The sequence below is a fragment of the Acinetobacter baylyi DSM 14961 = CIP 107474 genome (assembly GCF_000368685.1).
Taxonomy (GTDB): Bacteria; Pseudomonadota; Gammaproteobacteria; order Pseudomonadales; family Moraxellaceae; genus Acinetobacter; species Acinetobacter baylyi.
Map to the genome: position 1 here is coordinate 1235560 of NZ_KB849628.1, position 13748 is coordinate 1249307.

Here is a 13748-nt window from a genome sequence, read left to right on the forward strand (position 1 = left end):
CATTCTATGCGCAAAAATCGGATCAGGCTTAAAATTTGCGTTAAACTTAAGCAAATGAACAAAAATAAAGCAAGAACAACGCGTAGCACATAACACTTTTATCGATATAGAAGGGCAAAGCGTATCAGATGAAACCGTCATAAAGCACTCTTTTTGCCCAGTCTGCACCACACTTATCGGAAGATTTAAATTTTAATCCACTATTGGTGCGTTTTTTGCTTTAAATAGGCAAATTAATCCGATCATAGATTGTGATTAATCACCCTTTAGATTTTCTTAACCATTTTGGTGCATAAATATCTTTTTTTATGCAGCCAAAATGGGCTTAAGCACTTTTTTTGAGCAAATTATGCAAAATGTCGATTTATTTTTCTTATTGCTCGGCGCAGTGCTGGTTCTGGCCATGCATGCCGGGTTTGCGTTTTTAGAGCTGGGCACCGTGCGGCATAAGAATCAGGTCAATGCGCTCAGTAAGATTCTGACCGATTTTTCTATTTCTGCAATTGCTTACTTTTTTGTAGGCTACTACATCTCCTATGGGCACAGCTTCTTTCAAACTGGTGCTGTGCTCGCCGCGGATCATGGCTATAACCTGATGCGCTGTTTCTTTTTACTAACCTTCGCCGCTGCCATTCCGGCCATTATTTCAGGCGGTATAGCCGAGCGCGCCAAAATGCGCCCACAGGCCATTGCCACATTTGCACTGGTGGCGTTGGTGTATCCACTGTTTGAAGGTATGGCATGGAACGGTAACTTTGGTTTGCAAAAGTGGCTCGAAAGCCAATTTGGCGCGAGTTTTCACGACTTTGCTGGCTCGGTTGTCGTTCATGCGATGGGTGGCTGGATTGCATTGGCAGCCGTAATGCTCTTGGGTGCTCGTCATGGTCGTTATAAAAAAGATGGTCGTGTCAGTGCTCATCCGCCCTCTTCCATTCCATTTTTGGCACTAGGCTCATGGATTTTGATTGTGGGTTGGTTTGGCTTTAATGTCATGAGTGCTCAGCGTGTCGATGCCATTTCAGGCTTGGTGGCCATCAATTCACTGATGGCGATGGTGGGCGGTACCTTAAGCGCCAACTTTATGGGAAAAAATGACCCTGGCTTTTTACACAACGGCCCACTGGCAGGCCTGGTCGCCATCTGTGCAGGTTCAGATATTGTGCATCCTGTGAGTGCATTGGTGATCGGTGTTATAGCTGGAATCATCTTTGTGAAGCTATTTACCTATACACAAAACAAGCTCAAGATCGATGACGTACTTGGTGTATGGCCATTGCATGGCGTCTGTGGTGCCCTTGGAGGCCTTGCAGTAGGTGTATTTGGGCAAAAAGCTTTCGGCGGACTGGGTGGTGTCTCAATGATGTCTCAACTGATTGGTACGACTTTTGCAATTGTTATTGCATTGGTAGGGGGATTTGTTGTGTATGGCATTTTAAAAGCAACTCTCGGCATTCGCCTATCGCAAGAAGAAGAATTTCAAGGTGCAGATTTATCTATTCATAAAATATCTGCAAATTCTGAAGATGGTATGTTTTAAATATTCAGTTTGTGCTTTTGCGGCTCTCAGGGCCGCTTTTTTTATACGCTATTCTTAAGTGATTGCTCATTTTTCTCATTTGTAATAAAGCGGTCTTTACTCACTCCAACTTTGATATGTCACATCGTCACTTTCTCATTTTACAAGACATTCTGCTTGTATTTAGTGCTATTGTTCTTTTGGTCATCTTTCCAATAGGTGGTGTGATCGATAGGCATTTGATTCAACCTTGGATCAGTCATTCAGGACAGTTCTTTGCCCGAGATAACTGGTATTTGGCAACCCTGAATCATGTCATTGTCAAAGATTTGCTAATTGGTGTTTATGTCATTTTTTTAGTGCTCTGGCTATGTACTTTCAAAATTCAGCGACTAAAGATATACCGTTGGCAATATGGTTATATGTTTTGGGTGAGTATGCTCTCCACAAATATAGTGGGATTGATCAAGTCACAGTCAGCTCATGCATGTCCATGGAATATGACACATGCAACTACGCAGGGTTATATCTGGGATTTTTCCGCAACGCACGGTCATTGTTTCCCAGGTGGACATGCCAGTGCTGGGTTTGCTTTAATGACAGGATACTTTGTTTATCGCTCCACCCAATATTTTCGTGCTGTTTTCTATCTGCTTGCAGGAATTCTATTGGGTTTTGCTATGGGATGGGCACAAATGATGCGCGGTGCACATTTTTTAAGCCACAATTTATGGACATGGTGGGTCGTGTGGGCAATCAATTGTGTTTTGTATGCATGGGCACATCGATATTTAGAAACTACCACTACATCAAGAGATAGAGTTAAATTTTAATGCAATACAGAAAAATCGACACATCTGCAAAATAGGTTAAAATTGCCATGATGTGTGCATATTAAAAACAGACTCATGAAGCGGCATAAGCCACTTCCAGTGATTTCAAAAACTGCTTTGCATGACCCAATCAAATTACGTTTTTAAAAACTTGGGTAAGCGCACCAATACACTTAAACCGCCAAGTTCAGGGCTTTTCGCCAAAATAAGCTCACCTCCCAAACGTTGCGTGGCTTTATCAACAATCGATAATCCTAAGCCGCTTCCAACTTCCAGATGATGATGAACACGATAAAAGCGTTTCAATACCTGATCGTAATACTGTGGGTCAATTCCTGCTCCGCTGTCTTCAATTTGCACACATGCGAAAGCTTTTTCATCTTGATAGACAGAGATATTGATCACGCCCGCAGCAGGTGTGTATTTAATTGCATTATCAATTAAATTAAAAATAATAGAATGAACTGTCGGTTCAATGCTCACCATTTCAATATCTTCATTTCTCTCAAAACCTAAATCGATTTCTTTTTCCATGGCCATATTCATCAACTGCTCTACACAGTTGAGCGTGACATCATTGAGTAAAAAAGTGGTATGGCGTTCAATTGAACTCAGCGATACATCCTGTTTGGCCAGCGCCAGTAATTGCGTCACCAGATGCTGAATACGTGCTAAACCTTTGCCTAGGTTTTGTAAGGCTGCATGATCTGGAAACTGGCTCAACAGAATTTTGGTCTGTAAATTTAGTGCGGTAATAGGAGTTCTTAACTCATGTGCGGCATCGGCCACAAACTGTTTTTGTTCCTGCTGCGACTCAGATATTCGCTCAAATAAACGATTCATTTCCTCAATCGTTGGCAGCAGCTCTTCTGGATAAGTTTCATCATGAATTGGAGATAAATCACTAGAGTCACGCTGAGTCAACTCACGCTTAAAGTCATCAAACGGTTTAAGATTACGTCGGATAATTCCCGCCAAGCCGATCAAGGCAAACGGTAAAATAATACCGTAAGGCAAGAACATACTTGCAGCCAGTTCAAGTGCTACGACTTTACGCACTTTCTCTAACTGGCTCACCTGAATCTGATAATCTTCCAGAGGTAGTACATAAGCGCGCAAAATGCCCTGTTTGGTTTCCTGCGAATAAAATCCCGCTTTTTTAACTGGTGGAATCAGAAGCTGATTTTCATCTTGTAGATGCCTTTGATCATCATAGGCCCAGATATCAACCAACAGGTCTTCTTCATGGTACTCATGATTGGCCTGAAAATGACTATCGACATTGTAAAGCGGCTGGCGTGCAGTACGGTCTGCCAGATAGCGCATCTGCTCATCCAGAATCTGATTGGTCTCATGCAATGCCACTTTATAGGCAGTAAAGACCAATACACATCCAAGTAGAACACTAAATATGGAGGTGACCCAGATTAACCGACGTCGTAGTGAATAATGCTGGGTCATCCCCTAGTTCCTTATGATGTCTGACCCAGTCGGTAGCCTAATCCACGAATAGTACGAATAAAATTTTTGCCTAGCTTCGAGCGCAAGTGATGAATATACACTTCAATGGTATTACTGGTCACTTCACTATCAAAATCGTACAGTTTATCTTCAAGATTGGCTTTAGAAAAAATCTTGTTGGGGTGCGTCATCAATGGAATCAGAATCGCCCATTCACGATTAGAAAGTTCAATTTCCTTACCTTGAAAAGTTGCAATATGTTTTTCAACATTCAAAATCACTTCACCATTGCTCAAGACCTGATCTTGTTGCAATGAAGATGCATCTTTGCTGTTGGTACGGCGTAACAATGCATTAATACGTGCAAGTAATTCATCAAATTCATAAGGCTTGATTAAATAATCATCTGCGCCCTGATTTAGACCTTCAACACGATTTTCAAGTTGATCACGTGCTGAAATAATTAAAACTGGTACGCCAGTTTTCTGACGAATCTGCTTAAGTACCTGCATACCATCCATCATAGGCAGGCCAAGATCGAGTAATACCAAATCAAAACTTTGTTTTGCAAGGTGTGCCAAGCCATCAAATCCATTATTGACCCATTCCACCTCAAATTGATGATATTTCAATAAGGTAATGGTAGATTCAGCGATCATGAAATCATCTTCAATAATCAATATTTTGGTCATGAGTTAAGCTCGCACATCTGTGGAATAGCATAGATCTAATATATCAAGTGGATAAACAACACATTGTTTTTTTTCATATCCACTGACTACTTTAGAGAAGTTATCATTTAGGCTCAATAGAAATCTTTTATTTGCCAAATGAATAGATTGATTAAATGTCGTTTGTCACAACACTAACACTGCTTTACTGTAAAAATCCAAACTTAAAACACACTTAAATAAAAAATTTATGAATTTTATTGATTTGATAAATTCGTGGCATATCGAAGTTTAAAATAAGTTCAAATTGAAAGATTTTATCAAAATACTCTATTGGCCTTTAATTGATGCTCACGTGAGGTTTTAAAATGACTAGACCTGATATGATTTTTCAAGATTCGCTAAATGACGCTTTAATTGGTCTACAAATAAAATTATGTCGATTGTTTTTCTAACTGACCTGTCCATTTTAAAATAGGGATTAGGCACAGAATTCCAATCATCATCACCATACTTAAATACGTGGTATATCCTAACTGATCTGCTATCACGCCACTCACGGTATAAAGCCCACCCCCAACTGTCGCCATGATAGCCACTTGAAAAGTAAAGTCAGTTCCCGCCCGTTCAGCACGACTGTATTGCATCACTAAAGTCAACATGACCACTAACAGCATTGCAGCAAACAGATCTTCTAATGCATTGACGCTATATATCAATACAGGATGCAGCATTATCTTCGACTCAAAAGCCCAAGATAAGGCAACATATCCCGCCAAACTGATCAATTTCAGAATAGAAAAGACAATAAGCATGAAACTACGCGAATAATATTTCAGTAAAAATCCTGCACAGGCTGCGCCTAGCAATGCTGCAAATGCACCTAAAATCGTGACATAGAGTCCAATCCGGGTAAAGTTTAACCCCATGTCCACCAGTAAAGGTTTAAGGACAGGTCCAGACATTCCATCTGCAATTTTAAAAGTGAACAATACCCATAGCCATGCGCGTAATTGCGATGACTGAGTAAAGTAATGAAAATATTGGCGTATAGAAATCTGGGAAAACGTGGTGTGTGATGCAATTACCCGATCATGCTGAGGCTGCTGTAATAAAACAGGTAAGGTATTGAGCAAGACCAATACAGCCAGTCCACCAAATGTCATTTGCCAGGTAAAGGCATCCAGTGCCCAGAGCACGACCCCACCTCCAACAATAAAACCCAAACGTGAACCAACCACCTGAAAAGTATTGCCCCAGTGCTGCTGATCTGTTTTAAGCAAATTGACTGCCAAGGCATCTGTTGCAATATCTTGGGTCGCCCCTGCAAAATTAATCCAGAACATAAGTACAAAAAAAAGGAGTAAATAATCTGTCTGACTCAAAGCAGAAATGGGAAACAAAGACAGGATGAATAGCCCTAAAATACTGCAAAACTGAGTCAGTAAAATCCAGCTACGATAGTGCCCTAGACGCTTTACCCCATAGCGATCAACCCAAGGTGCCCACAAAATCTTGATTGACCAAGGCAGCATGAGTAAACCAAAGCCACCAATATGTGCCAGAGATACCCCTTGCGCTCTTAAAATCACAGGCAACGCATGCGTCATAAACCCAACAGGTAAACCCTGTGCCCAATACAGCGAGAATAAAAGCAAGTAAAGACGTGCTGGAGACATCATGTGCTTTAAACCTTAGGTTGAGTTGGTGGCAAAATGATTGTTTTTTTAAAATACGACTAACATTTCTGCCAATGAAGCAACGATTTCAAAGGCTTAATATGTCATCAGGATGACCAATGTAACACACATGGATATGTCAAAAAAATTTCCTGATCTTCCCCATCAAATTCCACATCGGGGTAACCCGATAAGCCGAGCATTGTTTAAAAAACTGTTTCTTATACAAGGCTGGCAAATTCAAGGCACACTTCCCAATCATGCAAAAGCAGTTGCCATCGTTGCACCACATACCTCGAATCTGGATGCATGGTATGGATTTCTAGCCATTTGGGGGCTAGGAATCAAAATTACCGTATTAGGTAAAGATAGTTTGTTTAAGCCTGTGCTCAAACCTATTCTTCATTGGCTGGGATTGATTCCAGTCCATCGTGATCAAGTCAATGGTTTAACCGAGCAGGTGGTGAACATCATTCGGCAGCAAGATCAGATCTGGATAGGTATGGCCCCAGAGGGAACACGAAAACAGGCGTCTAAAATCAAAAGCGGTTTTTACCATATCGCAATGAAAGCTCAAATTCCGATTGTTATCTTCTCATTCGATTTTCAGCACAAAACCATATATTGCTTGGGTGACTTCTTTCCAACAGGTGACTATGCACAAGATTTAAACGAGATGATACAACGATTTGAGGGCAAATTTTCTGCAAAACGACCCGAAAGACTGTCTTTACCTTTACAAAATCTTGTAAAAAATGACTAGAAAAAAAGCAGTGAATCTGGTCTGATGTGCGCTTCCTGATCGTCACGAAACCCGTTTAATTATTAATGAAAGTTGCACATTTCGCTCTGGTTACCAGCATGAGTCTTGCACTCTTTGGCTGTGACAAAATGACTAAAACTCCAACCCAAACGACATCTGTTAAAGCGCGTGAGCCTGTTATTGCACTGGCTTTAGGCGGTGGTGGAGCCAAAGGATTTGCACATATTGGTGTTATTAAAGTGCTCGAATCTCACGGGATTAAACCGAAAATTGTGACGGGCACCAGTGCAGGAAGCTTTGTCGGCAGTATTTATGCCAGTGGTAAAACACCTTATCAAATGCAAAGCCTTGCCCTCAAATTGCAAGAATCGGATTTACGTGATTTGACCTTAAACCGTCAAGGTATTGTTCTTGGACAAAAATTGCAGAATTACGTGAATACCCAGGTCGGCAACAAGCCAATTGAACAATTTCCAATTCGATTTGCCGCAGTTGCAACACGATTGGACAATGGTCAGAAAGCAGACTTTATTAAAGGCAATGCTGGGCAGGCTGTTCGTGCCTCTTGCAGCATTCCCAATGTATTTGTGCCAGCAACCATTGGTAAAGTACAGTATGTCGATGGTGGACTGGTCAGCCCGATTCCAGTGAAAACAGCCAAAGATATGGGTGCAGATATTGTGATTGCAGTGGATATCTCGGCACGTCCAGCTGGCGCACAGGCCACCAGTATGCTTGGTTTACTCGATCAGACCATTAACATTATGGGTCAGCAAAGTATTAATGACGAATTAAAGCAAGCCAATGTGGTGATTCAACCTAAAGTTGGACACTTGGGTGCACTCGATTTAAAAACCAGTAATGAAGCCATTTTGGAAGGTGAAAAAGCAGCCCAGCTTAAAGTTCGTGCCATTCTCGCTGCGATTGATCAATTTAAAAAATCTCCTGCTGCTTTACAACCACCACCTCGTTCCAAGTTCTAATGTTGCTTTTTTATACTCATACCCAATAAGTTCTGGTACAGTGAAAGGGCGGTGATCTGTCATCGCTCTTTTATACATAACAAGATCAGAGCAAGCTTATGGAATTTATTTTAGAACCGTGGCATTGGTTCGTTCTAGGTATATTACTCATGCTCTCCGAGTTGGTCATTACTGCTTTTGCTGCACTTTGGTTCGGCATTGCAGCCATTATGGTGAGCGTTTTACTTTGGCTTTTTCCAATGATGGGAATCACCACACAGGTCATCATGTGGATTATCCTGTCCGTACTTTGTACGCTCTTATGGTTTAAATTTATCAAACCACTTTCTATCGACAAAACCAAAGCAGGATTATCTCGCGAAGCCACGATCGGACAGATTGGTATGGTGATTCGTGTCGGTCTATCACATGAGCAAATTGTTGTAAGGTTTGCATTGCCTGTACTGGGTGCAGATGAATGGAACTGTCGCAGCCTTGCTCCTGTGGAAGTTGGTGATCGTGTCTGTGTCGTCGATATCATGGGCAATGATCTGGTTGTCCAGCCCCATATCCCAATAAACAATAAATGAGGACATTTTATGTCAGTGGGTTTAATTATTGGCTTAGCCTTTCTTGTATTTGTTGGCGTCACTATTTTTAAAGGTGTACGCATTGTTCCTCAGGGTTATAAATGGATTGTACAGCGTTTAGGTAAATACCATTCCACCCTGAATCCAGGTTTAAATTTTGTGATTCCTTATATTGATGAAATTGCATATAAAGTCACCACAAAGGACATTGTGCTGGATATTCCCTCGCAAGAAGTGATTACCCGTGACAATGCCGTGCTGGTGATGAATGCTGTTGCATATATTAACTTAACCACGCCTGAGAAAGCCGTGTATGGGATTGAAAACTATACATGGGCCATTCAAAATCTGGTGCAGACATCGCTTCGCTCGATTGTTGGTGAAATGGATCTGGATGATGCCTTGTCATCTCGTGATCACATCAAAGCCAAATTAAAAGCCGCGATTTCGGATGACATTTCAGATTGGGGCATTACCTTAAAAACAGTTGAAATTCAGGATATCCAACCATCGACCACCATGCAGGCCGCGATGGAAGCACAAGCTGCAGCCGAGCGTCAGCGCCGTGCGACCGTGACCCGTGCCGATGGTGAAAAACAGGCGGCGATTTTGGAAGCCGATGGCCGCCTTGAAGCATCAAGACGTGATGCCGAAGCACAGGTCGTCCTTGCAGAAGCCTCTCAAAAGGCGATTGAAATGGTGACTTCTGCAGTAGGTGAACAGGAAATTCCGGTTGCGTATTTGCTGGGTGAGCAATACATCAAAGCCATGCAAGAAATGGCAAAATCCAACAATGCCAAAACCGTGGTGATTCCTGCCGATGTGCTGAGTACCATCCGAGGTGTGATGGGCCGTTCACAAAACTAAAGCCAGACGCATTCAATAAAAAAGCGGTTTCATCTTTTATGAAACCGCTTTTTTAATACAACAATTTTGGAAGAATTAACTTTTTCGCGATAATAAAAACTGCACGATCTGCTGTAACTCGATAGCAGCATCACCAAAATAATCCAGAGAAGCCAAAGCCTGATCATGCAAGTTTTTGGCATAATTCTGCGCAGCGTCCAGGCCCATCAATGCTGGATAAGTTGATTTTTGAACCTGCTGATCTTTACCAGCCGTTTTACCTAATGTTTCGGTACTCGAAATAATATCCAGAATATCATCCTGTACCTGAAATGCCAGACCAATCCGTTGCCCAAACTGACGTAAATGAGGAATAGCCTGATCCATCCCACTAAATAGGGTCACTGCACCCATCATGAGTGCGGCCTGTATGAGCGCACCTGTTTTATTACGATGAATGTTTTCCAGTTGCTCCTGATCAATTTCCTTTCCTTCTGCCTGCAAATCAAGAACTTGACCACAAACCATCTTAGAGCTTGCTGTTGCCAAAATCTGCATCTGTCTGAGTACAATCGAGGCATCGACGGAATTTTGCTGATCAAATAATCGACTGCCCAGCACCTCAAATGCCATCGACTGCAAAATATCACCTGCCAACAATGCAGTATCTTCGCCAAAAGCCACATGGCAGGTCGGTTGTCCGCGACGCAGCAAATCGTTGTCCATACAAGGCAAGTCATCATGCGCAAGTGAATAGCAGTGGATCAATTCAACGGCAACTGCTGCACGACGAGCAGCAGCATAATTTGGATTTTTCTCCATTGATGCAACTGCATAACATAAGGCAGGTCGAACACGTTTTCCACCCAGCATCACGGTATGATAGACAGCCGATTTTAAAGGCTCTGGTAAATCAAAAGCATCTAGCGCTGTAGTTAAATCTTGCTGGATACGTTCCTGAGCTGCTTGCAAGACATTTGCATTTACATGTGAAATCGATGTCACAATGGCCTCGAAATAGATGGGATGTCGACATGGGGCTATTGTCGATGAAATTCTAGTGTTGAGTCAAAGCTTGCTGCGTAAATATTGAAGAAGAATTGAAATCTTTGCCACAGTTTAAACTTTGAAATTAGATATAACTTTTAAACTGATACTTAATTTAGCATGCCAAGTTTGATTCCACACTATCTTATCCTATCCCAATATGGCTTTTGATTCTTAGCCTGAGCTTTGATGCGATAGATGCTCCGATTTAGTTTTAGTTTTACTTCAATTCCATTCAGACTTTGGATCTTTTAAATTGTGCTAAATATTATTTTCATCGCTAGGATGACCTATTACTGGTAGATCGATACAAACTTAAATTTGGTTCGATACATTTTGAACCCTTAAGTTCAACTAAAGTCGACTGCTTTCTCTCATGCTCGACTAGGCTAAATTCTATCTATCCATTAGAATACAACGCTTATTCATGGTCGAGTGAAGTCCTTTGAACAACGATTCTTCAAAACTTCAGCGGGGCTTAAAAAATCGTCATATCCAGTTGATTGCCATGGGTGGTGCAATTGGTACAGGATTATTTTTAGGATCTGCACAAGTTATTCAATCTGCTGGCCCATCTATCATTTTGGGCTACGCGATTGGCGGCTTAATAGCTTTTTTAATTATGCGTCAGCTTGGGGAAATGATTGTACATGAACCCGTTGCAGGTTCATTTAGTCATTTTGCTTACAAATACTGGGGTAAATTTCCTGGTTTTTTGGCCGGTTGGAACTACTGGGTACTTTATATTTTGGTCGCAATGACCGAATTGACGGCTGTAGGTAAATATATTAACTACTGGTGGCCCCAAATCCCTGCGTGGCAATCTGTTTTATTTTTCTTTGTGGTGATTACACTCGTCAACCTGACCAATGTGAAATTTTACGGAGAATCCGAGTTTTGGCTCGCCATTATTAAAGTTGTTGCCGTTATTTCCATGATCATTTTTGGTCTGTACTTATTATTTACAGCAGACTCGAGCTCGACTGCCTCATTTAGCAACTTATGGGCACATGGTGGTTTCTTTCCAAACGGTTTTGAAGGCCTGTTTTATATGCTGGCCTTTTTAATGTTTGCTTTTGGTGGTATCGAACTGATCGGGATGGCTGCGGCTGAAGCTGAAAATCCAGCCAAAACCATTCCAAAAGCAATCAATCAGGTGGTATTCCGTATTTTGGTGTTTTATGTAGGCTCACTCACCATCTTGTTATCTTTGGTGCCTTGGAATCAGTTGGATCTGGGTGGCTTGGATAAAAGCCCATTTGTGATGATTTTTAGCCAATTAGGCATTGGCTGGGCTGCACATCTGCTGAACTTTATTATTTTAACGGCTGCGCTATCGGTTTATAACAGCGGTATGTTTGCCAACAGTCGCATGCTGTTTGGTCTGGCACAGCAAGGCAATGCACCAAAAATCTTTACCAAAGTCAATAAACAAGGTGTTCCTATTCCTGCGGTATTATTTTCTGCGCTTTTGATCTTTGGCTGCGTACTTTTAAACTACTTTGTACCAGAAGATGCACTGGGTCATTTGATGTACGTGGTGGTAGGTGCCTTGGTACTCAACTGGGCCATGATCAGCTTGACACATTTGAAGTTTAAAGCTGCGGTGAAAAAGCTCAAACTCAATGTGACCTTTCCGGCACTTTGGGCACCAGTGAGTAACTATTTGGTGCTGATTTTTATTGCGCTGGTGCTGTTTATTATGTGGCAACAAGGCTTTAAAGAATCGGTAATTATGATTCCAGTGTGGATTGTTTTGATGTTTGGTCTGTTTCATTTGCTGACCAATAAAGACCACACCTGACCTGTAAAAAAATAGATAAAATTAAAAAAGTTATTACTTCGGTAATAACTTTTTTGTTTATACTCACATCTCGATGCGCTCTTAGCTTAACTGGATAGAGCAGTTGCCTCCTAAGCGACCGACGTGGGTTCGAGTCCCGCAGAGCGCATATTTACATGATTTAATTAGAAAAATCCTGAGCGCGAATCTCATAGAAAACATGGCGCGCAATCAAATGGTCTATCGTAGTCTAGACAAAATGCAAGATCAGGACAAAGTACTGGCGCACGCAGAACACTTACTTACACATCTGGATCAGTTATAAGCCATGAAAAAACAGCATCTTCCTGAAAAAGTTTGTGAATATTGTCAGCGCAGTTACACGTGGCGTAAAAAATGGGAGCGCTGCTGGGACGAAGTGCGCTATTGCTCAGAGCGCTGCAAACGTGAAGCCAAGCGTGAGCGCGCCAAGACATCAACAGCGCACTAAATTCAAGGCTTAATGATGTTTATACTGGCGCGTGCAGTAACCACGAATTACATCGGGTGAACGCAGTTGCAAATGTTTGGTTTTGCGCCCAGTGACTCGCTCACGCCATAGCTTGAAGCTGCTCGATTTCATATGCTGGCGCATCAGACGAATCACAGCCGACTCATTTAAGCCAAACTCTCGCTCAATCGCTTCAAACGGCGTGCGGTCTTCCCACGCCATTTCAATAATACGGGAAATCTCATCATCTTGATATTCACGGGTCTGGGTCACACGTTCACCATTGATATTGACTAAGGATTGCTGAGACAACACAGCGATTTTAGTGCATCACTTTAGCGAAATGAAGGTGAAGAATTTGTGATGTCAGACGCCTTGGTCTCATCTCGTTAAGAGCTGCCAACATCACTCTGAAAGCGCAAACCAATGCCCGCAACAGTAAAAATATAATGTGGTTGTAGCGCTGAGTCGCCTAGCTTGGTTCTGAGTTTTTTGACCAAAATACGCAAATAATGCGTGTCCTCTTCATGCGTAATGCCCCAAAGCTCCGACAAGATCTGCTTTTGGGTCACAATTTTACCCTGATGCCGAATGAGTAAGGCCAGTAGCTGAAACTCTTTTTTGGTGAGTACCACGTCGTCTCCAGCCAGTTTCACGCTATGCTCCGCGACATCGACAAAAAGCTGTCCATCATTAAAAACCAGATTATGCTCACTTTGACTCGGTTGCTGACGAAACATCACCCGAATCCGGGCACATAACTCCTGAATACTAAATGGTTTGGTCACGTAATCATTGGCACCCGCATCGAGCAACTTAATTTTTTGCTGCTCGTCTGGACGTGCAGAGAGTACGATGACCGGAATTTGCGACCATTGCCGCATCTCTTTTAATACCTCTGCACCATCCATGTCGGGTAGGCCCAAATCTAAAATCAGCAGATCTGCCCCTTGAGAGGCCAAAATTTCCAGCCCTTTCATGCCAGTTTCAGCCACATGCACCGCATAACCCTGCGCGCGTAAGGCAATATCGAGAAATTTACGAATCTGTGGCTCATCGTCGATAATCAAAATCGAGGCCTGTGTATTAAAGCTGTGCGACATAAAT

The 13748-nt window shown here is 42.1% G+C and carries 14 protein-coding genes and 1 tRNA gene; 9 read left to right on the plus strand and 6 right to left on the minus strand.

Features of this window, described 5'->3' with window-relative positions; genetic code table 11:
• Positions 1–349: 349 nt before the first annotated feature.
• Positions 350–1537 carry an ammonium transporter gene (locus F952_RS15115; protein ID WP_004929566.1) on the plus strand — a complete coding sequence of 396 codons (1188 nt, stop codon included), beginning with the start codon at positions 350–352 and terminating at the stop codon, positions 1535–1537.
• A 116-nt stretch (positions 1538–1653) separates the two neighbouring features.
• Positions 1654–2349 (plus strand): phosphatase PAP2 family protein, encoded by a 696-nt coding sequence (locus F952_RS15120; RefSeq protein ID WP_004929569.1) that lies wholly within the window; start codon positions 1654–1656, stop codon positions 2347–2349.
• A gap of 135 nt (positions 2350–2484) precedes the next feature.
• Here the strand turns inward: F952_RS15120 and F952_RS15125 are convergent, their stop codons facing one another.
• The 3 genes from F952_RS15125 to F952_RS15135 form a co-directional block, all read right to left on the minus strand.
• Positions 2485–3810 (minus strand): ATP-binding protein, encoded by a 1326-nt coding sequence (locus F952_RS15125; RefSeq protein WP_004929571.1) that lies wholly within the window; start codon positions 3808–3810, stop codon positions 2485–2487.
• Between the two features lie 11 nt (positions 3811–3821).
• Complete coding sequence (locus F952_RS15130; RefSeq protein WP_004929572.1) at positions 3822–4502, minus strand: DNA-binding response regulator PmrA; 681 nt, start codon at positions 4500–4502, stop codon at positions 3822–3824.
• A 413-nt stretch (positions 4503–4915) separates the two neighbouring features.
• Entirely contained in the window at positions 4916–6163 is a 1248-nt protein-coding gene (locus F952_RS15135) for an MFS transporter (protein ID WP_004929575.1), read from the minus strand.
• A gap of 133 nt (positions 6164–6296) precedes the next feature.
• Here F952_RS15135 and F952_RS15140 point away from each other — a divergent pair, with 133 nt between their 5' ends.
• From F952_RS15140 to F952_RS15155, 4 genes are all read left to right on the plus strand, one after another.
• The gene (locus tag F952_RS15140) at positions 6297–6923 is read left to right on the plus strand and encodes a 1-acyl-sn-glycerol-3-phosphate acyltransferase (RefSeq protein WP_026057024.1); all 627 of its coding nucleotides are present in this window, start codon (positions 6297–6299) and stop codon (positions 6921–6923) included.
• Between the two features lie 65 nt (positions 6924–6988).
• Entirely contained in the window at positions 6989–7906 is a 918-nt protein-coding gene (locus F952_RS15145) for a patatin-like phospholipase family protein (protein WP_011182655.1), read from the plus strand.
• 98 nt (positions 7907–8004) lie between these two features.
• Positions 8005–8475, plus strand: a complete 471-nt coding sequence (locus tag F952_RS15150; RefSeq protein ID WP_004929582.1) for an NfeD family protein — start codon at positions 8005–8007, stop codon at positions 8473–8475.
• Between the two features lie 9 nt (positions 8476–8484).
• Positions 8485–9342 carry an SPFH domain-containing protein gene (locus F952_RS15155; protein ID WP_004929585.1) on the plus strand — a complete coding sequence of 286 codons (858 nt, stop codon included), beginning with the start codon at positions 8485–8487 and terminating at the stop codon, positions 9340–9342.
• A 75-nt stretch (positions 9343–9417) separates the two neighbouring features.
• On the opposite strand, the gene F952_RS15160 is transcribed toward F952_RS15155, so the two are convergent.
• Positions 9418–10326, minus strand: a complete 909-nt coding sequence (locus F952_RS15160; RefSeq protein WP_004929588.1) for a polyprenyl synthetase family protein — start codon at positions 10324–10326, stop codon at positions 9418–9420.
• Between the two features lie 487 nt (positions 10327–10813).
• Between F952_RS15160 and F952_RS15165 the strand changes: the two genes are divergently transcribed.
• From F952_RS15165 to F952_RS16825, 3 genes are all read left to right on the plus strand, one after another.
• Positions 10814–12172: an amino acid permease gene (locus tag F952_RS15165; RefSeq protein ID WP_004929591.1), complete on the plus strand. Its 1359-nt coding sequence runs from the start codon at positions 10814–10816 to the stop codon at positions 12170–12172.
• Positions 12173–12247: 75 nt separating this feature from the next.
• Positions 12248–12320: transfer RNA gene (locus F952_RS15170), tRNA-Arg, on the plus strand.
• Positions 12321–12479: 159 nt separating this feature from the next.
• A complete protein-coding gene (locus F952_RS16825) occupies positions 12480–12641 on the plus strand; it encodes a DUF2256 domain-containing protein (protein ID WP_011182656.1) in 162 nt (53 codons plus the stop codon).
• Positions 12642–12650: 9 nt separating this feature from the next.
• Here F952_RS16825 and F952_RS15175 read toward each other — a convergent pair whose 3' ends face one another.
• Together F952_RS15175 and F952_RS15180 are read right to left on the minus strand one after the other, a co-directional pair.
• Positions 12651–12914 (minus strand): TIGR03643 family protein, encoded by a 264-nt coding sequence (locus F952_RS15175; protein WP_004941177.1) that lies wholly within the window; start codon positions 12912–12914, stop codon positions 12651–12653.
• A gap of 116 nt (positions 12915–13030) precedes the next feature.
• Entirely contained in the window at positions 13031–13744 is a 714-nt protein-coding gene (locus F952_RS15180) for a response regulator (RefSeq protein WP_004929596.1), read from the minus strand.
• Positions 13745–13748: the final 4 nt, after the last annotated feature.